Origin of the sequence: Ramlibacter agri (assembly GCF_012927085.1) — a bacterium.
GTDB classification, from domain to species: Bacteria; Pseudomonadota; Gammaproteobacteria; order Burkholderiales; family Burkholderiaceae_C; genus Ramlibacter; species Ramlibacter agri.
On sequence record NZ_JABBFX010000003.1, the window covers coordinates 251,807 to 274,019 of the forward strand.

Genomic DNA, 22,213 nt, shown 5'->3' on the forward strand with positions numbered 1-22,213 from the left:
TTGAGAAGTCTAGGGCCGGCCCTGGCCCGCGCGCCCTAGGGTTTCCCCGCGCTCGCGCCGGCCAGCAGCGTCTGCGCGACGAACTGGCGGCGCAGCGACTTGTCGTCGGCGGAGCCCTGGTTGCGGAACAGCGATTCCGACTGCATGTAGCAATACAGCAGGAAGGCGCGCGCCTTCGCATCCGGCGCCGGGAAGCCGAGGTTGCCGAAGCACTCTTCCAGGTAGGTGAGGCGCTTGGCGTCCACCGCGTCGACGACCTTGCGGGCCATCTCGTCACGCCGCGCCCAGGCGCGGATGGCGAGCTCCACCGACGAACCCTTCATGGCCGCCCGCCCGTGGAAGGGCAGTTCCACCAGCTCGCGGATCAGCGCTTCGGCCGTCACGCCCTGCTTGCGGTAGCGGGCGATGATCTGCTCGGTCTGCTCCTCCTGCCAGGAGAGCAGCACGCGCTTGAGCAGGTCGTCGCGGTCGGTGAAGTGCCAGTAGAAGCTGCCGCGCGTCACCTCCATCTGCTTGGCCAGCACGTCGACGCGCACGGCGTCGATGCTGTGGGCGATGAGCAGTTCGCGGGCCTCGCGGATCCAGTCCTCGGGGGTGAGGGAGGGCTTGCTGGAAGCAGATTTGGCGGGCATGGCAAATCATAGCCCGCGGCCGTCCTTTTCCGGACACTGCTGTATGGCCTATGCCGACCGGGCCAGCGCCATCGCCAGCCTCGCCCCCACCTCCGCGTTGTGCTTCACCAGCGCGATGTTGGTGGCGAGGCTGCGGCCGCCGGTCAAGGCCTTGATGCGCGCCAGCAGGAAGGGCGTCACGGCCTTGCCCGTGATGCGCTGGGCTTCGGCCTCCTCCAGCGCCTGCTGGATCATGAGGTTGATCATCTGGCGCGGCATCTCCGCCGCCTGCGGCACCGGCGTCCTCAGGACCACGCCGCCTGCCAGGCCCAGGTCCCACTTCGTGCGGATGAAGCGCGCCTGCGCCGCGGGATCGTCCAGCCGGTAGTCCGCACGGAATCCGCTGTCGCGCGTGTAGAAGGCCGCGAAGTTGTCCTGCTCGCAGCTCAGGACCGGCACGCCGTGGGTCTCCAGGTATTCCAGCGTGAGGCCGATGTCCAGGATTGACTTCGCGCCGGCGCAGACCACGGCCACCGAAGTGCGGGCCAGTTCCTGCAGGTCGGCCGAGATGTCGAAACTCTCGGACGCGCCGCGATGCACGCCGCCGATGCCGCCGGTGACGAACACTTCGATGCCGGCCAGCGCGGCGCAGATCATCGTGCCCGCCACCGTGGTCGCGCCGAGCTCGCCGCTGGCCAGCACCGCCGGCAGGTCGCGCCGGCTCACCTTGTGCGCCTGGCCGGAGCGTCCCAGCAACTCCAGTTCTTCATCCGAAAGTCCGATGCGGATGCGCCCGCCCAGCACCGCGATGGTGGCCGGCTCTGCGCCGATGGCGCGGATGATGGCTTCCACCTCGCGCGCCGTGCGCACGTTCTCCGGGTAGGGCATGCCGTGCGCGATGATGGTGGACTCCAGCGCCACCACGGGGCGCCCCGCGGCCTGGGCCGCGGCGACGGCGGCGCTGCGCACGATCCAGGAAGAGGCGAGGTCGGCGTTCATGGCCCCAGTGTGCCTGACAGCACAACGACAGATTGGCCGGCCATGATCGCGCGCATGCTCAAGAAGTACTTCGCGGCCGCCGTCGCTGCGGCCTTTTCCCTCGCTTCCCTCGCCGCCCACGCCGACACCTGGCCTTCCAAGACGATCCGCTTCGTCGTGCCCTTCGGGCCGGGCGGCGCCAACGACCTGGTGGCGCGCTACGTCGCCGAAGCCGCTTCCAGGGAGCTCGGCGCGACCATCATCGTCGACAACAAGCCGGGCGCGGGCTCGGTGCTCGGCTCCGAGATCGTGGCCCGTTCCGCCCCGGACGGCTACACCTTCCTGGCGCCGGCCGGCGGCGTGATCACCAACGCGATGATCAAGAAGGCCATGCCGTACAAGGAGGACGATCTCGTCCCGGTGATCATGATGGCCGTCAGCCCCTCGGTGATCGTGGTGCCCGCCGACTCGCCCATCAAGGACCTGAAGGGCCTGGTCGAGGCCTCGAAGAAGAAGGGTCTGAACTTCTCCACCGCCGGCACCGGCAGCACGCCGCACTTCGTGGCGGAGATGCTCAAGCTCAAGGGCGGCGCCAACCTCACCATCGTGCCCTACAAGAGCGGCAACGAAGGCGTGGTCGCCGTCATGGGCAAGCAGGTGGACGCCACCTCCGAGGCCAGCCCCGTCGTGCTGCCGCAGATCAAGGGCGGCAAGCTGCGCCCGCTGGCATCCACCTGGAATCGCCGCGTCGCCGCGCTGCAGGACATCCCGACCGCCGAAGAACTCGGCTTCAAGGACCTCGTCATCGGCCACTGGGCCGGCCTGTTCGCGCCCAAGGGCACGCCCGTCGAGATCCTCGACAAGATGAACGCCGCGGTGAACAAGGCGCTGAAGAACAGCGAACTGCGCGCCAAGCTGATCCCGCAGGGCATCGACCCGCAGGGCGGCAGCCGCGAGGACTTCCGCCGCTACCTGGCCGCGGAAAAAGCGCGCCTTGGCCCGGTGGCCAAGGCCGCCAACATGCAGGCCGACTGATCGTGTTCCCACGCCGGCCGCAGCCGGCGTAGAGTGGGGAGGGAGGCTTGCGCCATGCAGGGATTCCAGCTCACCTTCTCCACCCCCTAGGGCGAGGCCGCCATGCTGCCGCTGCCCGTCCTGGGCATTTCCCCTCTCGCGCACCTGGTGCTGGACTTCAACGGCACGCTGGCCTGCGACGGCCGCCTTCTGGAAGGCGTGGCGCCCCGGCTGGAGCGGCTGTCCGGCGACCTTTCCATCCACGTCGTGACGGGCGATACCTTCGGTGGCGCTCGCGCCGCGCTCTCCATCGCGGTGATCCAGGGCGAAGGGGCGGCCGTGGAGGCGCTGCAGGCGGCGCAGGTCGTGGCGCCGGACATCCTCGCCGCACTGGACCTGCTGCTGCATCCGCTGCGGCTGAAGGCGACGCTGCGCACCTGAGCTGCGGGATGGGCGAACGCGGGAGGCGCACGTTCTGCGCCGAGTAGTCCGCAGCCTACGTCCGCCCGCGGCGGAGTCCGATGTGGCGGCCGGCGGCGTCCCCAAGAATCGAAAGCTCGACCAAAGGAGCCATGATGCAGAACGACCCCAACCGCCGGCAGGACGCGGACGACGACGGCACGGAGCGCGGGGACGCGCCCATCCCGCGCGCCTCCGACGACGAGGTGCTGGACGACACCGCGCGCCTGGCGCGCGAAGGGCGCAAGCAGCTGGAGTCCGACCCCAAGGAGAGCAAGCCGGCCAAGGACTAGGCTTCGCGCTAGAGTGCGGGGCTGATGGACATCCCCGCCGCGAGCCAATCCCCCGACCTCCTGCGCCGCCTGCTGCGCGCCAAGGACCGCATGGACGCCGCCTCGCACGAGGCGTGGCCCGTGGCGCGGCTGGCGGAAGTGAGCGGCGTGTCCGCGACCCATTTCGCGCGCTCCTTCAAGCAGGCTTACGGCCTGCCGCCGCACCGCTACCTGCTCACGCGGCGCATCGAGCGCGCCGTGGCGCTGCTGCGCGAGACCGAGCTGTCCATCACCGAGATCGCCTTCGAGACCGGCTGGGAAAGCCTGGGCACCTTCGGCCGCACCTTCCGCGACATCACCGGCGAGAACCCGGCCGCCGTGCGGGAGCGCGCGCGGGCCGCCGCGGGCGACCCGGGCCGGGTGCCGGCCTGCATCCTCAGCGCTGCCCACCGGCCGGACCTGACGATGGCAGTTTCGGAGAAGCGGCGGCAGGAGGCCACCGCTATAAACGAGCCCGAACACAAGGAGCTTGTCCGATGACCCAAGGAATCGAAACGGTTGGCCTGTACGTGCGCGACCAGGAGGAAGCGCTTTCTTTCTACGTCGACAAGGTCGGCTTCCGCGTCCACACCGACGTGCGCAATGGCGACTATCGCTGGCTGACGGTGCAGCACCCGGAGCAGCCTTCCTTCCAGCTGGGGCTGTTCCGGCCCGGCCCGCCGGTGCACGACGCGGCGACGGCGCAGGCGCTGAACGCGCTGGTCGCCAAGGGCGCGATGCCGTCGCTGGTGCTGGTGGTCGACGATTGCCGCGCCGCCTGCGAGCGCATGCAAAAGGCGGGCGTGGAGTTCACGCAGGAGCCGGTGGAGCGCTACGGCACCGTGGATGCCGGCTTCCGCGACCCGTCCGGCAACGGCTGGAAGATCATCCAGGCGCGCCGCTGATGGAGACGTCTGCATCCGACCACATCGACGCCCGGATCGCGGAACTGGGCGACTGGCGCGGCGAGATGCTCGCGCGCATCCGCGCCCTGATCCTCGCCGCCGACCCCGAGGCCATCGAGGAGTGGAAATGGCGCGGCACGCCCTGCTGGTCGCACGACGGATTGATCTGCACCGGCGAGACCTACAAGAGCGTCGTGAAGATGACGTTTGCCAAGGGGGCGGCGCTGCCCGATCCGGCGAAGTTGTTCAATTCCAGCCTGGACGGGAACGTCCGGCGCGCCATCGACATCCATGCAGGCGACAAGCTGGACGAAAAGGCGCTGAAGGCGCTGGTGAAGGCCGCCGTGGCCCTGAACCAGGAAAAACCGGCGAAGAAGCGCGCCAAAGCGTGACGAAGTTGCGGCCTGGCATCAGCCACTGGACGGCGGGTAGATCCGTGGAGACAAATGCATCGGGAACCCTTACCATCAGCTCGACCGTCTATCTTCACCGGAGGCTTCCCAAGTGCAGCCAGTCCTCTACGCGGATGGAGAAACACAGGTACGACCCGGCGACCATATCGAATACCGGACCGCCCTGACGCTGTGGCAGCGGAAGGCGGGGCGCGTTTCGTATGTCCCGGGCGTCTCGCAGCTGAACGCCGAAATGGAGTTCGCCGGGCTCGCCTGGGTCGGCATCGCCAGCATGGACGGCAAGTTCCGCGGCGTGCTGGTCGACCCGGCGACGCGCCGCCTCAAAAAATCCGTGCGCTTCGTCGCCCGCACCGACGGCACCAACTACGGCCAGCCGGACGACATGCCCACCACGCAGTGGTGACCTGATTTCGCAGTGGTGAGACATCTCAGGCGCCGGTCGCGGCCGCCTGCAGCGACACCTGCTTGGTCCCGCCGGCCACGGCTTGCCGGCCGACTTCGGCAAATCCGAAATTCGCGTGAAAGAGCTCCGACACCGGGTTCGGCGGATCGATGTCGAATTCGCAGGTGACGCGCGGCAGCCGTTGCTGGCGCGCGAACGCGAACGTCGCTTCGTAGAGCGTTCGACCCACGCCGCGGCCGCGGGCCGCCTCCGCCACCACCACGCGGTCGATGTAGAGGAAGCGCTCGTCGTGCCGCGCGAACCACTGGTAGTTGACGCTGTCGTAGTCCGCGCCTTCGCGGAAGGCGAGCAGGAAGGCCTGCACCTCGCCTTCCTCCTCCGCCACCAGGTGCAGCGCGGACTGCGCGTGCAGGTGCTGCAGCCTCGCGGGTGACAGCGGGCTGAGGAAATGCACGGACGCCTCGTTCAGCGCGAGGATCGCGCCGAAGTCGCCGGGTGATGCAGGACGCAGGAGCATGGCGCTATGCTAGGCCTTCCAGCAGCAGGAGGGCTCATGTCCAGCGACACCATCGAGATCGGCCAGATGCGCATCCGCTACCTGCGCGACGGCGCCGCGCACCAGCAAATGGGGACCTTCGAACTGACGGTGCCGCCCGGCTCCAACGTGCCGCCGCCGCACAGCCACTCTGGCAACGACGAATTCATCTACGTGCTGGAAGGCGTGCTGCGCTACCGCGTGGACGCCGAGGAGCGCGACCTGCAGCCTGGCGACTGGATGTTCACGCCGCGCGGATCGGTGCATGCCTTCAGCAACCCGCATGCGGTGGCCGCCCGCGCGCTGGTCACCAACACGCCGGACATCGGCGCGCAGTACTTCCGCGACGTCGCCGCCGTGGTGGCCGCCGGCGGCCCGCCGGACAAGGCGAAGCTGCTGGCGGTGATGCAGAACTACGGCTTGAAGCCGGCGGCGTAGCGCCTACTTCGTCCCCGCAAAAGCCTGCGGCTTCAGCGAGCGCAGGTAGGCGACCAGCGCGCCCATGTCCTCGTCGCTGATGTTCTGGTAGAAGCCGAAGCCCATGGGCGGGCGATAGGGCTTGCCCTCGCGGTCCATGCCGGTGCGGATGGCCTTGGCGACCTCGGCGTCGCTCCAGCTTTTCAGGCCGGTGGCATGCGAGGTGAGGTTACGCGACACGCTCGCGCCCCACGGGCCTTTGAAGACCTGGCCGCCCGCGCCCCACTGGCCTTTGACCAGCATGCCCTTGCCGTCACGCGGTGTGTGGCATTCCATGCAGTGGCCGATGTTGGCCAGGTACTCGCCGTACTTCACCTTGTTCGCGCGCGGCGGCGCCTTCACGGCGGTCACGGCCGGCCCGTAATTGGGCGGCAGCGGGAAGCCGTAGCTGGATTTCGGCACGGCGTTCTTCACCGCGGGCTGCGCGCGCAGGTAGGCGACGATGGCCTTCAGGTCGTCGTCCGACAGGTGCCGGTAGAAGGCCACGGGCATCGGCGGCCCGATCAGGCTGCCGTCGGGCCGGACGCCTTCGCGGATCGCCTTGGCGAGCTGGGCGTCGGTCCACTTGCCGATGCCGGTCTCGGGGTCGGGCGTGATGTTGGCCGCATGGGCCTGGATGCCGGGCTCGTCCCAGGCCATGCCCCCCGAGAGGCCTTTTTCCGGCAGCGGCTCGCCCTGCGGTCCGCGCTGGTAGTGGCAGTTGCCGCAGGCGACCACGCTCTGCATCAGGTAGCGCCCGCGTTCGACCGAGCCCGGGGCCTGGGCGAACGCCTGCACGGCGACGAGGGTGGCGGCCAGGCCGGCGCCCAGCCACTTCTTCTTGATCTTCATGCTTCCTCCTCCGGAGCGCCCCGGAATCTAACGGCGGCGCGCGGCGCGCGCAAGGAGGAAAACGGGGGATTGCAGCTAGCGGCTGCGCTCCACCACCACGTCGCTGATCCACATGATCGGCTCGGTGTCCGTGTAGTTCTTGATGTCGCCGATGATGTCCTTGGCCACCGGAGCCAGCGCCTTCTGCAGGCTGTCCGTCGATTCGCAGAAGATGCTGCAGGCGCCGAAGTAAGGCGTGGGCGCGCCGGGGCCGGCGCCGGCCAGGCCCTTGTCGATGCTGTAGTACAGGCAGGCGCCGCCCAACTTCTGCGCCACGAACGGCATGTGCTTGTCGCGGTAGTAGGCGTGGTCGAAGCGGCCGCCTTCGGTGTACGGGTACAGCACGTTCAGCTTGATCATGGGAGTCTCCTGCGGGGTGGGGAATCAGCGGTGCACCAGCTCCAGCACCGCTTTGGCAAACAGCTCGGGCGCCTCCTGCGGCATGTTGTGGCCGACGCCGGGCACGATGCGGTGCTGGCGGTTCAGGCCGAAGCCGTGCGCGTGGTTGGCGGCCGGCGCCGGCGAGCGCACGCCGTCGTCTTCACCGTCGAAGGTGATGGTGGGCACGGCGATCACCGGCTGCGCGGCCAGCCGCTTCTCGGTGTCCGCATAGGCCGGGTCGCCCGGCACCAGGCCGAAGCGATGGCGGTAGGACTGGATCACCACGGCTACGAAGTCGGGGTTGTCGAAGGCCGCGGCGGAGCGCTCGAAGGTCGCGTCGTCGAACTTCCAGCTCGGCGACCACTGGCGCCACAGCAGCCGGGTGACGGCGCGCCGGTCCCTGGCCAGGCCGTTGCGGCCGCGCTCCGAATGGAAGTAGTACTGGTACCAGAGCCGGTGCTCGTTCTCCGGCAAGTCGGGCTCCAGCGCCCGCGCGATGTTCTGGATGTTGTAGCTGTTGTACGAGACCAGGCCGGCGCAGCGCTGCGGCCACAGTGCCGCCACCACGCAGGCGGCGCGGCCGCCCCAGTCGTAGCCGGCCAGCACGGCGCGCGGCAGCTTCAGGGCGTCCATCAGCGCCAGCAGGTCGGCGCCCAGCGCGGCCTGCTCGCCCGAGCGCGGCGTGTCCGCGGACACGAAGCGCGTCGGCCCGTAGCCGCGCAGGTAGGGCACGATCACGCGGCAGCCGGCGGCGGCCAGTCGCGGCGCCACCTCCGCATAGGCGTGGATGTCGTAGGGAAAGCCGTGCATCAGGAAGACCGGCGGGCCGTCGGACGGTCCGGCCTCGTGGTAGACGACGTCCAGGACGCCGGCGATGACGCGGTGCAGGGGGCGCAGGGTCTCCATGCCCGCTAGGTTAGCGGGAAGGCAGGCAGACCTCCACCCTGCCTCCGCCGAGCGGTGCCCGGCGCAATTCGAGTTCCCCGTGATAGCTGCCGACCAGCTCGTTGACCACGGCCAGCCCCACGCCGTGCCCGGGCACCCGCTCATCGCCGCGCACGTGCAATTGCAGCACCGAGGTGGTGTCGCTGAAGCCGGGGCCGTCGTCGTCCACAGTGATGCGCAGCTGCCCGGCCTCGCGGGTCGCCCGCACTTCCACTCGCGACCTGGCCCACTTGGCGGCGTTGTCCATCAGGTTGCCCATCATCTCGAACAGGTCGCCCTGGTCGATGCGCCACTGCAGCTCCGGGGCGCAGGCGATGGTGAAGTCCAGGCCCTTCTCGGCGTAGACCTTGCCCAGCGCCTCGCGCACGCGCTCCAGCACCGGCGCGATGGCAATGGCCGGCGCGAAGCGGGCGGCGCCACCGGCCGCGGCCCGGCCCAGCTGGTGCTGCACGATGTCGTCCATGCGCCGCACCTGCTGCTCCACCACCGCCGGCAGTTCGGCCGGCTCGCCCAGCGCGTTGCGCAGCACCGCCAGCGGCGTCTTCAGGCTGTGGGCGAGGAAGCTCAGCGCCTCCTTGTAGCGGGTCTGGCGCACGCGCTCCTGCTGGATGAGCGCGTTGAGGTTCTCGGTCAGGCCCGAGATCTCGTCCGGGTAGCGGCCCTCGACGCGTTCCTGGTCGCCGGCCTCGATGCGCCGGATCTCCTGCGCGACGGCGCGCAGCGGCGACAGGCCCCAGCGCAGCAGCAGCAATTGCGCCAGCAGCAGCAGCAGCGCCGCGCCGCCCAGCCACGACCACAGCGTGCGGGCGAACACCGCCACCTCGCGCTTCAGGCCGCGCTGGTCCTCCAGCACCACCAGCACCAGCGGCGCGGCGCGGTTGCGCACGCTCCAGCGCACGTTGTAGGTGACGGCAAGGTACTTCCTGCCGTTCGGCGCCTCCATGGTGTCGTACACCCACTCGCCCGGCTGGCCCTTGCGCATCACCAGCGGCGGCTCCACGCCGACCGTGGAGGCCGAGCGCCAGGTCTCGTTCTGGTCGACGTTGTAGATGCCCGCGTAGAGGCCGGAGCCGGGCACCGAGAGCTTGGGCTCCGCCAGTTCGGCGGGCAATTGCAGCCGGCCGGCATCGTCCAGCTCGGCGCCGGCGAGCAGCAGGTAGACGGTGGCTTGCAGCCGGTCGTAGTGCGCGGTGCGCACGCTGTCGGTGTGAGCGCGCTGCACGGCGATGCCTGCGCCGGCCATGAACAGCAGCAGCACCAGCGCCGCGCCGAGCAGCAGGCGGGCCCGGATCGAGTACCCGGGCTTCATCCCAGCGTAAAGCGGTAGCCCCGGCCGCGCACCGTCTCGATGGGCGCGAGTTCGCCTTCGGGGTCCAGCTTGCGGCGCAGCCGCCCGATCAGCACTTCCAGCACGTTGCTGTCGCGGTCCTCGCCATGCGGGTACAGGTAGTCCGACAGCTCCTGCTTGGTGACGATGCGCGCGCGTTCGCGCACCAGGTATTCCAGCAGGCGGTATTCGAAGGCGGTCAGCTCCAGCGGTTCGCCACCGAGCTTGACGGCCTGCGAACCGAATTCGATGGCGAGCGGGCCCAGCACCAGGGTGTCCGTCACCGCCTTGAGCGAGCGGCGCAGCAGCGCCTTGACGCGCGCTGCGAGCTCGGGGTATTCGAAGGGCTTGACCAGGTAGTCGTCGGCGCCGGCTTCCAGGCCGGTCACCTTGTCCTGCCAGCTGCTGCGGGCCGTGAGGATCAGGATCGGCATCGCGCTGCCGTCCTTGCGCAGCCGCTGCACGATGGTGAGGCCGTTCACCTTGGGCAGGCCCAGGTCGACGATGGCCAGGTCGAAGGGATATTCCTGCGCGAGAAAAAGGCCGACGTCGCCTTCGCCGGCCTCGTCCACCCGGTAGCCTTCGGCTTCCAGCTGGCGCTTGAGGCCCTGGCGCAGGGCGACGTCGTCCTCGATGAGCAGCAGGCGCATGGGCGGGCTACATCGGGCGGCCCGTGGCCGCGTCGATCACGATGACCCGCACTTCTCCATTGGGCGTGACGACCTTCACCCGCCACGCCGGCCGGCCGCCTGCATCCATGCGTTCCACCGCCAGCACCCGGCCGCCCGTCTGCTGCTGGGCGATGGCCGCCGCGTCGTCCCGGCTCACCGCGGCCCAGACGGGCAGGGCGGCGGCCAGCAGCGCGGTGCACAGCAGCTTGGCGAACTTCGGCTTGATCACGGGCGGCAGTCCTCAGGAAAGGTCAGCGGCGATAGTACTCGCCCGCGGGCCGGGGAGGCGGCGGGACGGCGGCGCCCTGGGCCATCGGCGTGATGGACACCTGCACCGGCACGAAGGGGCCCGGGTCGCGGGGCATCACGGTGCTGTACTCGTGGCCGTGGTATTCGTAGCTCACGACGAAGCCGGTCTGGCGCTGTTGCATGTCCACCACCTGGCGGCAGCTGCGCACTTCGCGCTGCGAGTCCACGTACTGGGGCGGCTGCGGCGGGCCGTTGGCGATGTTGTTGCCCACCACGGCGCCGGTGACGGCGCCGACGGCGGTGGCGGCTTCCTTGCCGTGGCCCTTGCCGACCTGGTTGCCCAGGAGGCCGCCGACCACGCCACCGAGGACGATGCCGCCGATGTTGTTCTGCTGCTGCTGGGGCGCGGCCACGGCTTGCGGCTCGTTCACCCACTGGCTGCGGCACTCCTCGCGCGGCACCTGCACCGTTTCGTATTGCGGCTGCACCGAGCGCACGCGCGCGTTGTCGACGAAGGTGTCGGCCTGGGCGGCGACGAAAGCTGTGGCGAGGAGGGCAAAGAGGGCGGCACGTTTCATTTCGAGTCCTTTGAGTGAAGGTGGTGGGAGCTTACCCAGCAGGAGGTGAACGCAAGCTGAACGAATGTGAAGTTTCACAACCGGGTGCGTTGCGCACCCGGCACTCCATCACGCTTAGCGGTTCCAATCCTCACCGCCGCGGCCGTACCCGTACCCGAACTCACCGCCGCGGATCTCTACCCGCGCGGTGGCCCGCTCGCGGCCCGATTGCAGCGTGGCGACGGCGCGGTCGAAGGCGTCCATGTCGTCGCGGCGGCGGATGGTGTAGCTGCCTTCATACACGCCGGGACGCGTCTCCTGCAGGTCCACGCCGCGGATCACGCCGGGGATGTCCAGCCAGGCGTCGCCGCCGGGCGCGCCGACCAGGCGGAAGCGCAGTTCGCGGCCCGGCTCCAGGCGGCCGTGCGGCGCCATCACGAAGCGCTCGATGTTCGGCGCCATCGTGGCCGGCGGGCCGCCCATGGCCAGGGCCTGGAAGGACGGCGGAAAGTCGATGCTGCTGGTGACGACGCGTTCGCGGTAGCCGGCGCGGGCCATCATCTGGCTCGTGGGGTCGATGCGGTCGCCGCGGCGCACGGTGTAGGCGCCGGTGTAGTTGCCGGGGCTGCGTTCACGCAGCGCCACGCGCACGCCGTCGGCCAGCGTCACGCTGCTCCAGCGCGCGCCCGGCGTGGCGTACATCTGCAGGCGCAGCGTGGCGCCCGGGCGCAGGCCGGCGTTGGAGTTCAGCGCCATCGAGCGGATGGCGGGCTGGGCCACGTACGCGCGCTCCTGCGCGCTGGCCGGCTGGGCGACGAATGCACCGGCGACCGGGATCAGCAGCGCGGCGGCGGTGGCGTAGTTGCGAAGAGTGGACTTCATTGCTTTCTCCATCGAGTTGGCGATGGGACCACTTTAAAAAGCCGTCCGTGAACGGTCGCTGAACGCACAAGCACAGCGGCGCGACGAATACGCAAAGCCCTTAAGGAACTTTCGCGTACCCCAAGGTCCCATTGCTGAGGCAGGAATGGCTCGCTACAGTGGCCTTCCTGTTTGCTTTTGCCGTACCTGCAGTCCATGTTTCCGTCGCATTCGCCCCAGCAGGCGGCCATCGCCGCGCAGCTCACCGCCGAAATCGGCGCTTACGAGCGAGAGCTCGAGGGGCTGATCGAAAGGCGCTGGGATCCCGAGCTGTATCGCAGCGTGTCCGATCGCTTCGACCGCATGCAGATGTACGCCGAATCCCTACCGGGCCTGTCCACGTCGTGGACCGAGCTGTTGATCAGCCGCGTCGAACTGATGCACGCGCTGTGGACGGCGTCCTCGCCGAGCCGCATGGGCGGCAAGGTGCGGGCCTGCTACGCGCAGCACCGGGAGTTGCTGGCGGAAGTGCGCCGCAAGGGCCGGATCTTCGTCCCCGCCTGATTCCCGACACCGGGGCGCGGCCGCGTACGTGGCGCCGCGATGCGCTCCTACGCGCGCAGGCGCTCATGGCGCAGCTTGGCTTGCAGCGCCAACGCGCAAATTGGCACGCCAGTTACAGGCTTGCCATGAAACTCCTGCCACGAATTTCCCTCGCTGCGGCCCTTGTCCTCGCGCTTGCGCTGTCTGCCTGTGGCGGCGGGGGTGGGGGAGGAAGCACGGCGGCGGTGAGCACGACCGACAGCAGCGCCACGACGGGAGCCGGCGCAACGACTGGCGCTGGCGCGACGGTCACCGTCGGCAGCGGCGGAAGTTCAGCCCCGGCTGCCGGTGGCACCCCTGATGACAGCAATTCCGCGCCCAGCGACAGCGGCACGAACACCGGCACCAGCACCGCCACCACTTCCACCAGCGGCAGCGGCACCAGCACCTTGCCCGTTTCGCTGACCCTGCCCGCCCTGAACCTCCCGCCGCCGACCGGCCCGAAAGTGCTGGTGCTGTACGACGCGCCCGCCGGCTCCGAGTACCAGAAGCTGGGATTCTCGTACGCGATCATGCTGCGCAACCTGCTGGGCCACTTCGACGCCGCCGTCGACGTGCTGCCGGTGCAGGAGTACCAGGCCGGCCAGGTCGATGCGCACGCCGCCACCTTCTACCTGGGCTCGGACTACAACGCCGCCTTGCCCGCGACCTTCCTGCACGATGCGGCGGCGACCGCGAAGACGCTGGTCTGGTTCAAGTACAACCTGTGGGAACTGGCCAACGATGCGAGCCTGGGCTTCGGCGCCAGCCACGGCATCGCCTTCGACCGGCTGCGCGGCATGAATGCCGTGCCCAGCGCCGCGAACCCGCAGCCTGGCTTCTTCGACCAGGTCGTCTACAAGAAGCTGTCCTTCGTCAAGTACTACAACTACGACGCGGCGGCGAACCGGCTGAACGCGGATCCCGACATCGGCGTCGTCACCATCGCCGATCCGGCCAAGGCGAAGGAACTGGTCCCGATCTACGACACGGCGACCGGCGAAGAGGCGCCCTACATCGTGCGCGCCGGCACCTTCTGGTACGTGGCCGACGTGCCCTTCAGCTTCATCGGCCCGCGCGACCGCTACCTTGTGATCGCCGACCTGCTGCACGACATGCTGGGCATCAACCACGCGGAGTCGCACCGGGCGATGGTTCGCCTGGAGGACGTGGATGCGAAGGTGTCGGTGCAGACCATGAAGAAGCTCACCGACCTGATGGAAGGCAAGGGCATCCCCTTCTCGATGGCGCTGATCCCGCACTACAAGGACCCGCTGGGCTACGCCAACGGCGGCGTGCCGCAGGACATCCCGCTGGCGCAGGCCACCGACCTGAAGACGGCGGCCAACTACGCCACGGCCCACGGCGGCCAGGTGGTGATGCACGGCTACACCCACCAGTACGGCGCGCAGCAGAATCCCTGGACCGGGGTCAGCGGCGACGACTACGAGTTCTGGGACATCGTGAACAACAAGCCGGTGGCGGAGGACTCGCAGCTGTGGGCCTATGGCCGCCTGCAGGCCGGCCTGGCCGAACTGGCAGCCGCCAACCTGCGGCCGATCGCCTGGGAGACGCCGCACTACCAGGCCTCGGCCAACACTTCGAAGGTGGTGCCGCTGGCCTTCGACACGACCTACCAGCGCGTCGTCTACTACACGGCGGACCAGCCGGACTTCTCGCCGCATGCGGGCAAGGACTTCACGGCCGGCCAGCTGTTCCCCTACGTGATCCAGCGTGACTGGTACAACCAGCGCGTGCTGCCGGAGAACCTGGGCAACATCGAGTACGACATCCGCAAGGTCGACCCGATGTCCTTCTACAACTACACCTGGCAGGACATCGCGCTGAACGCGCAGTACGCCTGGGTGGTGCGGGACGGCTTCGCGTCCTTCTTCTTCCATCCCTTCTGGGCGGAGAAGGACATGGATACGCCGGGGTACGAAGACTTCAAGTCGCTGCTGGATGCGATCGGCGCGCAGGGCTACACGTGGGTGGCGCCCGGCTCGCTGAAATGATCACGCGTCCTCGGCGACCGCATCGCCCCACGGCGACATGATCTCCGTGCAGCCCATGTTCCTTCCGTTGTCGCGCAGCACGCCTGCAGGACAGGCGAAGGCAAGGGGGAAGACGGTGCGGCGCGCGGTGGTGGTCGGCATGGCTGCCGCCAGCGCCTGCACGATCTCCGGCGCCAGCGAGCGGTCCGCCGTCACCGCGCCGCTGCCGCTGACGTCGATGCGCGGCTGGTGGAAGGCTTCTTCCAGCGTCATGTCGTGGTCGATCAGGAAGGCGCTGAGCTGCATCACGGCGCCCAGGATCTTGCGGCCACCCGAAGCGCCCAGCGCGAACTGGCGGCCATCGCCCGTGACGCCCGCCACCGGGCAGTAGTTGGCCAGCACGCGCTTGTCGGGCGCCAGGGAGTTCGGCTTGCCCGGCTCCGGGTCGAACCACATGATGCCGTTGTTCAACAGCAGGCCGGTCGACGGCGAAACCACGCGCGAACCGAAGATCGACAGCAGCGTCTGCGTCACCGCGCACAGGTTGCCCTCGCGGTCGACGACGCAGAAGTGCGTGGTGCAGGTCGGCGCCTGCGGCGACTCGTGGTCGCCCATGTTCTCCAGCCGCGTGCGGAAGGCGGCGTCGAGCGCGCGCGCCATCGCAACGTAGGCTTCGGCGTCCGGACCCTTGCCGCTTGGCGTGTAGCCCTGCTCCAGCGCCTTCAAGGCCTGCGCGAAGGTCGGGCCACCCGTGAGCCCTGGCGCCGCGAACACCTGGCCGCCGCGGAAAGGCACGGTGAGCGGCTCCGCCCACTCGGCGCGATAGGCCGCCAGGTCTTCCTCCGACAGGCAGCCGCCCTTGGCCTGGATGTCGCGCGCCAGCGCTTGTGCCACCGGGCCTTCGTAGAAGGCGCGCGGGCCACCCTCGGCCACCTGCTTCAAGGTCGCGGCCAGCTGGCGCTGGTCCAGCCGCTGCGCGGAAGTGCTGGTCCAGGCGCCGAGCTTGGCGAACACGCCGTCGTCCAGGAACATCGCGGCGGCGTCCGGGTCCAGCGACAGTTGCCTGGCGGTGGAAGCGGTGACCAGGCCCGAGTACCAGTCCACCAGCAGGCCTTCCTGCGCCAGTTGCACGGCGGGCGCAAGCAGCTCCTGCCAGCGTTTGCGGCCATAGCGTTCGTGCGCCAGCGCCATGCCCGCCACGGCGCCCGGCACGGCGACGGCAGTCGCGCCCTGCACGTTGCGGTCGCCCACCACGGCTTTCCAGGGAAAGAGGTCGGAGCTGCGGCCGTCGCCGGACAGCGGATAGTCCTCCGGCTTCAGCGCGCGCGGCGAGCGCATGCCGAAGTTGACGACCTGCGCCATCTTTTCCTTGGCGCGCCAAAGAACCATGGCGCCGCCGGCCATGCAGCCGCTCATCCAGGGTTCGACGACGCCGAGCGCGAACGAGGTGGCGACCGCCGCATCGACGGCATCGCCGCCGGCCGCGAGCACCTGTGCGCCGACCTGCGCCGCGCGCTTGTGCTGCGACGCGACCACGCCGCCTTCGGTGGCGCGCACCGCCTTGCGTACCACCTGCGCATCGGAGAAGTTGTCGATCATCCGTGGGCTTTCGCGTGCCGCACGACGTCGGCATGGGTGGCGAACCAGACGTTGCCCAGCGACTTCGCGTGCTGGATGATCTCGTCCAGGATCCAGACCCGCGAGCGGTAGCCGCTGATGTGCGGATGCATGGTCAGCTGGAAGATGCCGCCTTCGGCATGCGCCGCTTCCAGCTCGCGCCGGAAGATGTCGAACACCGCTTCCGGCGGCGTGTAGGGCCGCAGGCCGGCGAAGCGGTTCATGTTGAAGTAGACGGCGTCGTCGCGGATCCACTCCACCGGCATTTCCACCACGCCGGTGGGCTGGCCATCGAGCAGCAGCTCGTAGCAGTCGACGTCGGCCATCAGCGACGAGTCGTACAGCAGGCCCATGTCGCGCGCGATGGCCAGGGTCGCCGGGCTGAAGTCCCAGGACGGCGTGCGGATGCCCACCGGCCGCTTGCCGGCAACCTGCTCCAGCGTGTCGGCGGCGCGCAGCATCAGGTCGCGTTCGGCCGGTTCGGGCAGCACCGAGTTGCGCTCGTGGATCCAGCCGTGCAGCGCGAGCTCGTGGCCTTCGGCGGCGACGCGGCGCTGTTCATCGGGGTAGAGCAGCGCGGTGACGGCGGGCACGTAGAAGCTCGCCTTCACATCGTGACGGCCCAGGATGTCCAGGATGCGCGGCACGCCTTGCCGGTTGCCGTACTGGCCCTGCGACAACTTGCCGATAGACTCGCCGCCTTCGCGCAGCTCGTTGGTCTCGTGGTCCGAATCGAAGGACAGCGCCACGGCGCAGCGCGCGCCACCGGGCCAGCTCCTGGGCTTCAACGAGCGCCCGCCGCGCACGTGGTTGACGATGCCTCGCCAGTGTTCGTCGGGCCACTGCCAGGGTTGGAGGGGTTCGCTCATTTCTTCGCTCCTGCATGCAGCCGCTGCGCGATGTCCTGCGCCGCCTTCTGTTCGTCGGCGACGAACTTCGCGAATTGCGCGGGCGGCATCGCCACGCCTTCCAGGCCTTGCTGGTCGAAGGCTGCCTTCACGTCCGGTTCGGCGATCGCCGCGGCCACCGCCGCATGGATCTTCGCGACCACCTCCGGCGGCGCGCCGGCCGGCAGCCACAAGCCGAACCAGTTCACCTTGTCGAAGCCCTTGAGCCCCTGTTCGTCCATCGTCGGCGTGTCGGGCATGCCCTTCCAGCGCTTGCTGCCGGTCAGCGCCAGCGCCCGCAGGCGGCCGTTCTGCACGTGCTGCAGCGCGATGTTGGTGCCGACGAAGAACATGTCGATGCGCCCCGCGATCAGGTCGGTGATCGCCTCCTGGATGCCCTTGTAGGGGACCGAGAGGATGTCGGTGCCCGTCATGCTCTTCATCACTTCGGCCGGGATGTGGCTCGCGGTGCCGTTGCCGGCGTTGGCGTAAGTGAGCTTGCCGGGGCTCTTCTTCGCCAGCGCGATCAGGTCCTGCAGGTTCTTCGCCGGCACTTCGGGGTTCACCACCAGCGCCTGGCCGAAGTTCTGCGCCGCCAGCGTCACGTGCGTGAAGTCCTTGATCGGGTCGTAGGGCACCGTGCCGTCGCTGAAGGGCGGGATGTTCACGTGCGAGGCCGTCGTGAACAGCCAGGTGTAGCCATCGGCCGGCTGCTTCGCCACGTAGGCCGTGCCCACCAGGCCGCCGGCGCCGGCGCGGTTGTCGATGACGATGGGCTGGCCCAGCACCTGCGACATCTTCGGCAGGATGGCGCGCAGGATCAGGTCCGGCGGGCCGCCGGCGGGCGAGGGCACCACCACCTTGATCGGCTTGTTCGGGAAGGCCTGGGCCTGCGCCAGGCCGGCCGCCAGGGCCAGCACGGCCGCGAGTGCGAGGGAACGTCTTTTCATCGCGCGACTCCTTGCGTCTTCTGGGTGCGGGCCGAATCGAGGATGGCTTGCAGCACTGCCACGTTGTGCACGGCGTCGCCGCCCGGCTGCACGATGGGCTGGCGCGCCGCGGCCTGCTGCGCGAAGTGCTCCAGCTCGGCGCGCTCGGTGCTGGTCTTGGGGAAGGTGATCACCTGCGGCCGCTGCTTCACCGTGATGTGCTCGCGGTCCAGCCGGCACAGGCGCAGCTCCCAGGTCGTGAGATGTTCGACCTCGCCCACTTCGACCCAGGCATTGCTGCCGAACACCTGCAGCCGCCAGGTCTCCGCGGTGGCGATCACGGTGCCCAGGTAACCGGTGGCGCCGCTGGCGAATTTCAGCAGCATGCTGGTGGTGTCGTCGACGCCGAAGTCCTGCGCGAGCCGGAAGCTCTGCGCGGTGACCTGCTCGATCGGGCCGGCGAGATAGAGCATTGCGTCGATCACGTGCACGCCGCGGCCGGTCATGCCGCCGGCCGGCACTTCGTCGCGGTCGTGGCGCCAGTGGCCCTTGGGAAAGCGGTAGGCGCTGGGCCCGCAGAAGTTGCCTTCCAGGTGCAGCACGCGGCCCAGCGTGCCGTCCTCGACCAGGCGGCGGATCTCGCGCAGCGCCGGCTGCCAGCGCCAGTTGTAGCCCACGCCCAAGGTCACGCCGTGTTCGGCGCAAGCCCGCGCCGCGCGCTCTGCGCTTTCGGCGTCCAGGCCCAGCGGCTTCTCGCTGAAGACGTGCTTGCCGGCGCGCGCCGCGGCGACGATCTGCTCGGTGTGCAGGGAGTGCGGCGTGGCCAGCACCACGGCGTCGATCTCCGGGTCGGCCAGCGCGGCCTCGAAGCTGGGGAGCATGCGCAGGCCGTGCGCCTGCGCGAAGTCGCGCGCCTTGTCGGGCGTGCGGGTCGCGAAGGCGGTGAAGCGCAGGTGGGGGCTGTCGGGCGGGACGCTGCGGACCAGGTTCTGGCCCCAGGTCCCCAGCCCGATGATGGCGGCGCGGATCATGGATCTCCTCTTCTTGGTGCCGGCCATCCTCGCGCCGGGCTCTTCCTGGCGTTAGCGTGCCAACCCGGATTGACGGGCGCGGGGCAGCCGCTATCGTGGGCCGCTTCCAACCAGGAGAGCCCGATGCGCTTGCTGCAGAGACTGTTTGCTGCCCTCGTCCTCGCTTGCACCGCCCTCGCCGCCAGCGCGGCCGACGGCGATTACCCGACGAAGCCGATCCGCTGGATCGTCGGCTACCCGCCGGGGGGAACCACCGACCTGCTTGCGCGCCTCATGGGCCAGTGGCTGTCCACGCGCCTCGGCCAGCCGGTGGTCATCGAGAACCGGCCCGGCGGCGGCAACAACATCGGCACCGAGATGGCGGTGCGCGCGCCGGCCGACGGCTACACGATCTTCCTGGTGAACCCGGCCAACGCGATCAACGCCACGCTTTATCCCAAGCTGAACTTCAACTTCCTGGACGACCTGGCGCCGGTGGCCGGCATCGTGCGCGTGCCGAACGTGATGACGGTGACGAAGAACTTCCCGGCGAAGACGGTGCCGGAGTTCATCGAGTACGCGAAGAAGAACCCGGACAAGGTCAACATGGCATCGTCCGGCTCCGGCACCTCGGTGCACCTCTCGGGCGAGCTGTTCAAGTACATGACCGGCATCCAGATGAAGCACGTGCCGTACAAGGGCGCGGGCCCGGCCACGGTGGACCTGATCAGCGGCCAGGTCGACGTGATCTTCGACAACATGCCTTCGATGATGACCCACATCAAGGCGGGCACCGTGCGCGCGCTGGGCGTGACCAGCGCGCAGCGCTCGCCGGCGCTGCCCGACGTGCCGGCGATCGGCGAGATCGTGCCCGGTTACGAAGCCAGCGCCTGGTTCGGCGCCGCCGCGCCCAAGGGCACGCCGCCGGCGGCGATCGCGCGGCTCAATCGCGAGTTCAATGCGGCGCTGGCCGACCCGCAGATGAAGGCCAAGCTGGCCGAACTGGGCGGCGTGCCGATCCCGGGGACGCCGGAAGAGTTCTGGGCGCTGCACCGCGCCGAAACGGAGAAGTGGGCGAAGATCGTGCAGTTCTCCGGCGCCAAGGCCGAGTGAATTGCTATTGTGCGCGGTCCGGGCGGCCGGCCGCGCGCAGGCACTTGCGCGAGAGCGAGTGGATGTTGCCCAGGTGTTCCTGCAGCTCGGTGTCGCACTCGGCGATTCCGGCGCTGCTGCCAGGCTGGGAATTGCGCCACAGGCAGTGCACCAGGTCCGCGTGGCTGACCACCAGCGCCGCGATGGGGATGGCCAGGCCGGGCAGGATGGCGCAGGACGCCCGGATGTTGTCGACCTCGGCGCTGACGGACTGGTACAACTCCATGTCCAGCCAGCTCCCCACCAGCTGGCGCAAGTGTTCCTCGTAGAGCTGCAGGCGAGCAACGGCTTGCAAGGCCGTCGCCTGCACGGCCGGCAATTGGCTGGCTGACATGGACCCCTCCGTCAGCAGTACTCTGGAAGTCCAGTGTATGGCCCACGTTCGCGAATGGCAAACAATGTCGATGTCGAAATGGGAACCGGCCGGACGACATTGTCCAGGCGCCACACGGTGTGGCGCCATCCCAGGAGTCAAACATGGAATATCTTCTGCTGCTGCACGCCGACCCCGAAGGCATGAAGGCCCTGCCCAAGGACACCCAGGCCGCCGCGCTGGCCGCCTATCGGGCCTATACCAACGCCGCGCGTGAAGCCGGCGTGCTGCTGTCCTCCAACCGCCTGCGGCCGGGCGCCATGTCGACGTCCGTGCGCATGCGTGACGGCAAGACCGACGTCCAGAACGGCCCTTTCATCGAGACGCGCGAAGAGTTGGGCGGCTACTACCTGATCGACGTGCCCGACCTGGACACGGCGCTGTCGTGGGCCGCGCGCTGCCCGGCTTCGGCGTACGGGACGGTCGAAGTGCGTCCGATCTGGCCGATGAACGAGTACTGAGCGTGACGCTTGCCACCGACGCCGCGGAGGCTGCGGCGCGCCGCAGCTACGGCAAGCTGGTGGCCTTCCTGGCCGCCCGCACGCGCGACGTCGCGGGCGCGGAGGACGCGCTGGCGGAAGCCTTCGCCAGCGCGCTCACCGACTGGCCGCGCACCGGCGTGCCGGCCAATCCCGAAGCCTGGCTGCTGACGGTGGCGCGCCGGCGCCAGGTGGATGCGGTGCGCGGGCGCTTCCGTGCCGAATCGGCTTCGGAGCACCTGCAACTGCTGGACGAACTGGCGGAGCCGCCGGAGGACGGCGGCATCCCGGACGATCGCCTGCGCCTGCTGCTGGTGTGCGCGCACCCGGCGCTGCCGGCCAACGTGCGGGCGCCGCTGATGCTGCAGGCGGTGCTGGGCTTCGACGCGGCCGCGATCGGTTCGGCCTTCCTGGTGGCGCCGGCCGCGATGGGCCAGCGGCTGGTGCGCGCCAAGGCCAAGATCCGCGAGGCGCGCATCGCCTTCGAAGTGCCGCCGCGCTCGCACTGGCCCGAGCGGCTCGACTCGGTGCTGGCCGCCGTCTACGCGGCGTACGCAGAAGGCTGGAGCGACGCCGAGGGCACCGACCCGCGGCGTCGCAACCTGGCGGAAGAAGCGCTGTGGCTGGTGCGCTTGCTCGCCAGCCTGCTGCCCGAAGAAGCCGAGGTGCTGGGCCTGCTGGCGCTGATGCTGCACGCGCACGCGCGCCGGCACGCGCGCCGCGGTCCTGCGGGCGCCTACGTGCCGCTGGCGCAGCAGGACGTGGCGCGCTGGGACCTGCCGATGATCGAGGAGGCGGAGGCCCTGCTGCTGCGCGCGAGCGAGCTGCAGTCGCCGGGGCGCTACCAGCTCGAAGCGGCGCTGCAGTCGGCGCATGCGCTGCGGCGGCATGGGCTCGCCCCGGACTGGGACGCCATCGTCGAACTCTATGCGGCGCTGGAGCGGATGACGGGCTCGCCGCTGGCAGCGCTCAATCGCGCGGTGGCGCTGTCGCATGCGCAGGATGCGGTAGCGGGCTTGCAGGCGCTGGAGGCGATTACCGAGGTGCAGCGTCTTGCTGATTACCAGCCGTATTGGGCGGCACGGGCGGATTTGTTGGCTCGTGCCGGGCGCGGGCAGGAGGCCAGCAAGGCGTATGAGCGCGCGATCGGCCTGGAGCCGGATCCGGCGGTGCGGGCTTTCCTGCAAACCAGGCTGGCCGCGGTGAATTCGTAAGCGGGAAAC

The 22,213-nt window shown here is 69.4% G+C and carries 29 protein-coding genes; 13 read left to right on the forward strand and 16 right to left on the reverse strand.

The window, feature by feature from the left end:
* Positions 1 to 35: 35 nt before the first annotated feature.
* Both HHL11_RS25815 and HHL11_RS25820 read right to left on the reverse strand, forming a co-directional pair.
* Entirely contained in the window at positions 36 to 632 is a 597-nt protein-coding gene (locus HHL11_RS25815) for a TetR/AcrR family transcriptional regulator (RefSeq protein WP_169421478.1), read from the reverse strand.
* A gap of 48 nt (positions 633 to 680) precedes the next feature.
* Entirely contained in the window at positions 681 to 1,610 is a 930-nt protein-coding gene (locus HHL11_RS25820; RefSeq protein ID WP_169421479.1) for a pseudouridine-5'-phosphate glycosidase, read from the reverse strand.
* Between the two features lie 42 nt (positions 1,611 to 1,652).
* Here HHL11_RS25820 and HHL11_RS25825 point away from each other — a divergent pair, with 42 nt between their 5' ends.
* From HHL11_RS25825 to HHL11_RS25855, 7 genes are all read left to right on the forward strand, one after another.
* Complete coding sequence (locus tag HHL11_RS25825; RefSeq protein WP_240980432.1) at positions 1,653 to 2,624, forward strand: tripartite tricarboxylate transporter substrate binding protein; 972 nt, start codon at positions 1,653 to 1,655, stop codon at positions 2,622 to 2,624.
* A gap of 102 nt (positions 2,625 to 2,726) precedes the next feature.
* Positions 2,727 to 3,044, forward strand: coding sequence for a hypothetical protein (locus HHL11_RS25830; protein ID WP_169421480.1), 318 nt, complete (start codon positions 2,727 to 2,729; stop codon positions 3,042 to 3,044).
* A 131-nt stretch (positions 3,045 to 3,175) separates the two neighbouring features.
* Positions 3,176 to 3,355, forward strand: coding sequence for a hypothetical protein (locus HHL11_RS25835; protein WP_169421481.1), 180 nt, complete (start codon positions 3,176 to 3,178; stop codon positions 3,353 to 3,355).
* A gap of 24 nt (positions 3,356 to 3,379) precedes the next feature.
* On the forward strand, positions 3,380 to 3,874 hold the full coding sequence (locus tag HHL11_RS25840; RefSeq protein ID WP_169421482.1) for a helix-turn-helix transcriptional regulator: 495 nt from the start codon (positions 3,380 to 3,382) through the stop codon (positions 3,872 to 3,874).
* Positions 3,871 to 4,278: a VOC family protein gene (locus HHL11_RS25845; protein ID WP_169421483.1), complete on the forward strand. Its 408-nt coding sequence runs from the start codon at positions 3,871 to 3,873 to the stop codon at positions 4,276 to 4,278. The genes HHL11_RS25840 and HHL11_RS25845 overlap by 4 nt, the downstream gene beginning before the upstream one ends.
* Positions 4,278 to 4,670: a DUF1801 domain-containing protein gene (locus HHL11_RS25850; RefSeq protein ID WP_169421484.1), complete on the forward strand. Its 393-nt coding sequence runs from the start codon at positions 4,278 to 4,280 to the stop codon at positions 4,668 to 4,670. Before HHL11_RS25845 ends, HHL11_RS25850 begins: the two co-directional genes overlap by 1 nt.
* A 112-nt stretch (positions 4,671 to 4,782) precedes the next feature.
* Positions 4,783 to 5,094, forward strand: coding sequence for a hypothetical protein (locus HHL11_RS25855; protein ID WP_169421485.1), 312 nt, complete (start codon positions 4,783 to 4,785; stop codon positions 5,092 to 5,094).
* Between the two features lie 25 nt (positions 5,095 to 5,119).
* Here the strand turns inward: HHL11_RS25855 and HHL11_RS25860 are convergent, their stop codons facing one another.
* On the reverse strand, positions 5,120 to 5,611 hold the full coding sequence (locus HHL11_RS25860) for a GNAT family N-acetyltransferase (protein ID WP_169421486.1): 492 nt from the start codon (positions 5,609 to 5,611) through the stop codon (positions 5,120 to 5,122).
* A gap of 36 nt (positions 5,612 to 5,647) precedes the next feature.
* Between HHL11_RS25860 and HHL11_RS25865 the strand changes: the two genes are divergently transcribed.
* Positions 5,648 to 6,067, forward strand: a complete 420-nt coding sequence (locus HHL11_RS25865) for a cupin domain-containing protein (protein WP_169421487.1) — start codon at positions 5,648 to 5,650, stop codon at positions 6,065 to 6,067.
* A gap of 3 nt (positions 6,068 to 6,070) precedes the next feature.
* Here the strand turns inward: HHL11_RS25865 and HHL11_RS25870 are convergent, their stop codons facing one another.
* The 8 genes from HHL11_RS25870 to HHL11_RS25905 form a co-directional block, all read right to left on the reverse strand.
* Positions 6,071 to 6,937, reverse strand: a complete 867-nt coding sequence (locus tag HHL11_RS25870) for a c-type cytochrome (RefSeq protein ID WP_169421488.1) — start codon at positions 6,935 to 6,937, stop codon at positions 6,071 to 6,073.
* Between the two features lie 75 nt (positions 6,938 to 7,012).
* Positions 7,013 to 7,336, reverse strand: coding sequence for an EthD family reductase (locus tag HHL11_RS25875; protein WP_169421489.1), 324 nt, complete (start codon positions 7,334 to 7,336; stop codon positions 7,013 to 7,015).
* A gap of 24 nt (positions 7,337 to 7,360) precedes the next feature.
* A complete protein-coding gene (locus tag HHL11_RS25880) occupies positions 7,361 to 8,263 on the reverse strand; it encodes an alpha/beta fold hydrolase (RefSeq protein ID WP_169421490.1) in 903 nt (300 codons plus the stop codon).
* A 10-nt stretch (positions 8,264 to 8,273) separates the two neighbouring features.
* Positions 8,274 to 9,611: an ATP-binding protein gene (locus tag HHL11_RS25885; protein WP_169421491.1), complete on the reverse strand. Its 1,338-nt coding sequence runs from the start codon at positions 9,609 to 9,611 to the stop codon at positions 8,274 to 8,276.
* Positions 9,608 to 10,279 (reverse strand): response regulator transcription factor, encoded by a 672-nt coding sequence (locus HHL11_RS25890; RefSeq protein ID WP_169421492.1) that lies wholly within the window; start codon positions 10,277 to 10,279, stop codon positions 9,608 to 9,610. The genes HHL11_RS25885 and HHL11_RS25890 overlap by 4 nt, the downstream gene beginning before the upstream one ends.
* A gap of 7 nt (positions 10,280 to 10,286) precedes the next feature.
* Positions 10,287 to 10,529, reverse strand: a complete 243-nt coding sequence (locus tag HHL11_RS25895; RefSeq protein ID WP_342593280.1) for a PepSY domain-containing protein — start codon at positions 10,527 to 10,529, stop codon at positions 10,287 to 10,289.
* 22 nt (positions 10,530 to 10,551) lie between these two features.
* Positions 10,552 to 11,127 carry a glycine zipper 2TM domain-containing protein gene (locus tag HHL11_RS25900; RefSeq protein ID WP_169421493.1) on the reverse strand — a complete coding sequence of 192 codons (576 nt, stop codon included), beginning with the start codon at positions 11,125 to 11,127 and terminating at the stop codon, positions 10,552 to 10,554.
* Between the two features lie 114 nt (positions 11,128 to 11,241).
* Positions 11,242 to 11,988, reverse strand: a complete 747-nt coding sequence (locus HHL11_RS25905; RefSeq protein WP_169421494.1) for a hypothetical protein — start codon at positions 11,986 to 11,988, stop codon at positions 11,242 to 11,244.
* Between the two features lie 195 nt (positions 11,989 to 12,183).
* Here HHL11_RS25905 and HHL11_RS25910 point away from each other — a divergent pair, with 195 nt between their 5' ends.
* Both HHL11_RS25910 and HHL11_RS25915 read left to right on the forward strand, forming a co-directional pair.
* Positions 12,184 to 12,531 carry a hypothetical protein gene (locus HHL11_RS25910; protein ID WP_169421495.1) on the forward strand — a complete coding sequence of 116 codons (348 nt, stop codon included), beginning with the start codon at positions 12,184 to 12,186 and terminating at the stop codon, positions 12,529 to 12,531.
* A 224-nt stretch (positions 12,532 to 12,755) separates the two neighbouring features.
* The gene (locus HHL11_RS25915; protein WP_342593281.1) at positions 12,756 to 14,564 is read left to right on the forward strand and encodes a DUF2334 domain-containing protein; all 1,809 of its coding nucleotides are present in this window, start codon (positions 12,756 to 12,758) and stop codon (positions 14,562 to 14,564) included.
* On the opposite strand, the gene HHL11_RS25920 is transcribed toward HHL11_RS25915, so the two are convergent.
* From HHL11_RS25920 to HHL11_RS25935, 4 genes are read right to left on the reverse strand one after another with little or no spacing between them, the layout of a single operon-like run.
* The gene (locus HHL11_RS25920; protein WP_169421496.1) at positions 14,565 to 16,142 is read right to left on the reverse strand and encodes a gamma-glutamyltransferase; all 1,578 of its coding nucleotides are present in this window, start codon (positions 16,140 to 16,142) and stop codon (positions 14,565 to 14,567) included.
* The gene (locus HHL11_RS25925) at positions 16,139 to 17,029 is read right to left on the reverse strand and encodes a polysaccharide deacetylase family protein (protein WP_169421497.1); all 891 of its coding nucleotides are present in this window, start codon (positions 17,027 to 17,029) and stop codon (positions 16,139 to 16,141) included. Before HHL11_RS25925 ends, HHL11_RS25920 begins: the two co-directional genes overlap by 4 nt.
* A complete protein-coding gene (locus HHL11_RS25930) occupies positions 17,026 to 17,997 on the reverse strand; it encodes a Bug family tripartite tricarboxylate transporter substrate binding protein (protein ID WP_169421498.1) in 972 nt (323 codons plus the stop codon). The genes HHL11_RS25925 and HHL11_RS25930 overlap by 4 nt, the downstream gene beginning before the upstream one ends.
* Positions 17,994 to 19,007, reverse strand: a complete 1,014-nt coding sequence (locus HHL11_RS25935) for a Gfo/Idh/MocA family protein (RefSeq protein WP_169421499.1) — start codon at positions 19,005 to 19,007, stop codon at positions 17,994 to 17,996. Before HHL11_RS25935 ends, HHL11_RS25930 begins: the two co-directional genes overlap by 4 nt.
* A 123-nt stretch (positions 19,008 to 19,130) precedes the next feature.
* Between HHL11_RS25935 and HHL11_RS25940 the strand changes: the two genes are divergently transcribed.
* A complete protein-coding gene (locus tag HHL11_RS25940; protein ID WP_169421500.1) occupies positions 19,131 to 20,099 on the forward strand; it encodes a Bug family tripartite tricarboxylate transporter substrate binding protein in 969 nt (322 codons plus the stop codon).
* 4 nt (positions 20,100 to 20,103) lie between these two features.
* On the opposite strand, the gene HHL11_RS25945 is transcribed toward HHL11_RS25940, so the two are convergent.
* Complete coding sequence (locus tag HHL11_RS25945; protein WP_169421501.1) at positions 20,104 to 20,472, reverse strand: hypothetical protein; 369 nt, start codon at positions 20,470 to 20,472, stop codon at positions 20,104 to 20,106.
* 143 nt (positions 20,473 to 20,615) lie between these two features.
* On the opposite strand from HHL11_RS25945, the gene HHL11_RS25950 reads away from it, so the two are divergent.
* Together HHL11_RS25950 and HHL11_RS25955 are read left to right on the forward strand one after the other, a co-directional pair.
* Positions 20,616 to 20,972: a YciI family protein gene (locus HHL11_RS25950; protein WP_169421502.1), complete on the forward strand. Its 357-nt coding sequence runs from the start codon at positions 20,616 to 20,618 to the stop codon at positions 20,970 to 20,972.
* On the forward strand, positions 20,969 to 22,204 hold the full coding sequence (locus tag HHL11_RS25955) for an RNA polymerase sigma factor (RefSeq protein ID WP_169422285.1): 1,236 nt from the start codon (positions 20,969 to 20,971) through the stop codon (positions 22,202 to 22,204). Before HHL11_RS25950 ends, HHL11_RS25955 begins: the two co-directional genes overlap by 4 nt.
* The last annotated feature ends 9 nt before the right edge of the window (positions 22,205 to 22,213 follow it).

Bases quoted from the DNA above. Each gene is read 5' to 3' on its own strand.
- HHL11_RS25900 (WP_169421493.1), bottom strand. From the start codon at position 11,127: ATGAAACGTGCCGCCCTCTTTGCCCTCCTCGCCACAGCTTTCGTCGCC.
- HHL11_RS25840 (WP_169421482.1), top strand. From the start codon at position 3,380: ATGGACATCCCCGCCGCGAGCCAATCCCCCGACCTCCTGCGCCGCCTG.
- HHL11_RS25825 (WP_240980432.1), top strand. From the start codon at position 1,653: ATGATCGCGCGCATGCTCAAGAAGTACTTCGCGGCCGCCGTCGCTGCG.
- HHL11_RS25925 (WP_169421497.1), bottom strand. From the start codon at position 17,029: ATGAGCGAACCCCTCCAACCCTGGCAGTGGCCCGACGAACACTGGCGA.
- HHL11_RS25880 (WP_169421490.1), bottom strand. From the start codon at position 8,263: ATGGAGACCCTGCGCCCCCTGCACCGCGTCATCGCCGGCGTCCTGGAC.
- HHL11_RS25815 (WP_169421478.1), bottom strand. From the start codon at position 632: ATGCCCGCCAAATCTGCTTCCAGCAAGCCCTCCCTCACCCCCGAGGAC.
- HHL11_RS25945 (WP_169421501.1), bottom strand. From the start codon at position 20,472: ATGTCAGCCAGCCAATTGCCGGCCGTGCAGGCGACGGCCTTGCAAGCC.
- HHL11_RS25890 (WP_169421492.1), bottom strand. From the start codon at position 10,279: ATGCGCCTGCTGCTCATCGAGGACGACGTCGCCCTGCGCCAGGGCCTC.
- HHL11_RS25865 (WP_169421487.1), top strand. From the start codon at position 5,648: ATGTCCAGCGACACCATCGAGATCGGCCAGATGCGCATCCGCTACCTG.
- HHL11_RS25930 (WP_169421498.1), bottom strand. From the start codon at position 17,997: ATGAAAAGACGTTCCCTCGCACTCGCGGCCGTGCTGGCCCTGGCGGCC.
- HHL11_RS25830 (WP_169421480.1), top strand. From the start codon at position 2,727: ATGCTGCCGCTGCCCGTCCTGGGCATTTCCCCTCTCGCGCACCTGGTG.
- HHL11_RS25935 (WP_169421499.1), bottom strand. From the start codon at position 19,007: ATGATCCGCGCCGCCATCATCGGGCTGGGGACCTGGGGCCAGAACCTG.
- HHL11_RS25850 (WP_169421484.1), top strand. From the start codon at position 4,278: ATGGAGACGTCTGCATCCGACCACATCGACGCCCGGATCGCGGAACTG.
- HHL11_RS25870 (WP_169421488.1), bottom strand. From the start codon at position 6,937: ATGAAGATCAAGAAGAAGTGGCTGGGCGCCGGCCTGGCCGCCACCCTC.
- HHL11_RS25845 (WP_169421483.1), top strand. From the start codon at position 3,871: ATGACCCAAGGAATCGAAACGGTTGGCCTGTACGTGCGCGACCAGGAG.
- HHL11_RS25885 (WP_169421491.1), bottom strand. From the start codon at position 9,611: ATGAAGCCCGGGTACTCGATCCGGGCCCGCCTGCTGCTCGGCGCGGCG.
- HHL11_RS25820 (WP_169421479.1), bottom strand. From the start codon at position 1,610: ATGAACGCCGACCTCGCCTCTTCCTGGATCGTGCGCAGCGCCGCCGTC.
- HHL11_RS25860 (WP_169421486.1), bottom strand. From the start codon at position 5,611: ATGCTCCTGCGTCCTGCATCACCCGGCGACTTCGGCGCGATCCTCGCG.
- HHL11_RS25875 (WP_169421489.1), bottom strand. From the start codon at position 7,336: ATGATCAAGCTGAACGTGCTGTACCCGTACACCGAAGGCGGCCGCTTC.
- HHL11_RS25835 (WP_169421481.1), top strand. From the start codon at position 3,176: ATGATGCAGAACGACCCCAACCGCCGGCAGGACGCGGACGACGACGGC.
- HHL11_RS25940 (WP_169421500.1), top strand. From the start codon at position 19,131: ATGCGCTTGCTGCAGAGACTGTTTGCTGCCCTCGTCCTCGCTTGCACC.
- HHL11_RS25910 (WP_169421495.1), top strand. From the start codon at position 12,184: ATGTTTCCGTCGCATTCGCCCCAGCAGGCGGCCATCGCCGCGCAGCTC.
- HHL11_RS25905 (WP_169421494.1), bottom strand. From the start codon at position 11,988: ATGAAGTCCACTCTTCGCAACTACGCCACCGCCGCCGCGCTGCTGATC.
- HHL11_RS25950 (WP_169421502.1), top strand. From the start codon at position 20,616: ATGGAATATCTTCTGCTGCTGCACGCCGACCCCGAAGGCATGAAGGCC.
- HHL11_RS25920 (WP_169421496.1), bottom strand. From the start codon at position 16,142: ATGATCGACAACTTCTCCGATGCGCAGGTGGTACGCAAGGCGGTGCGC.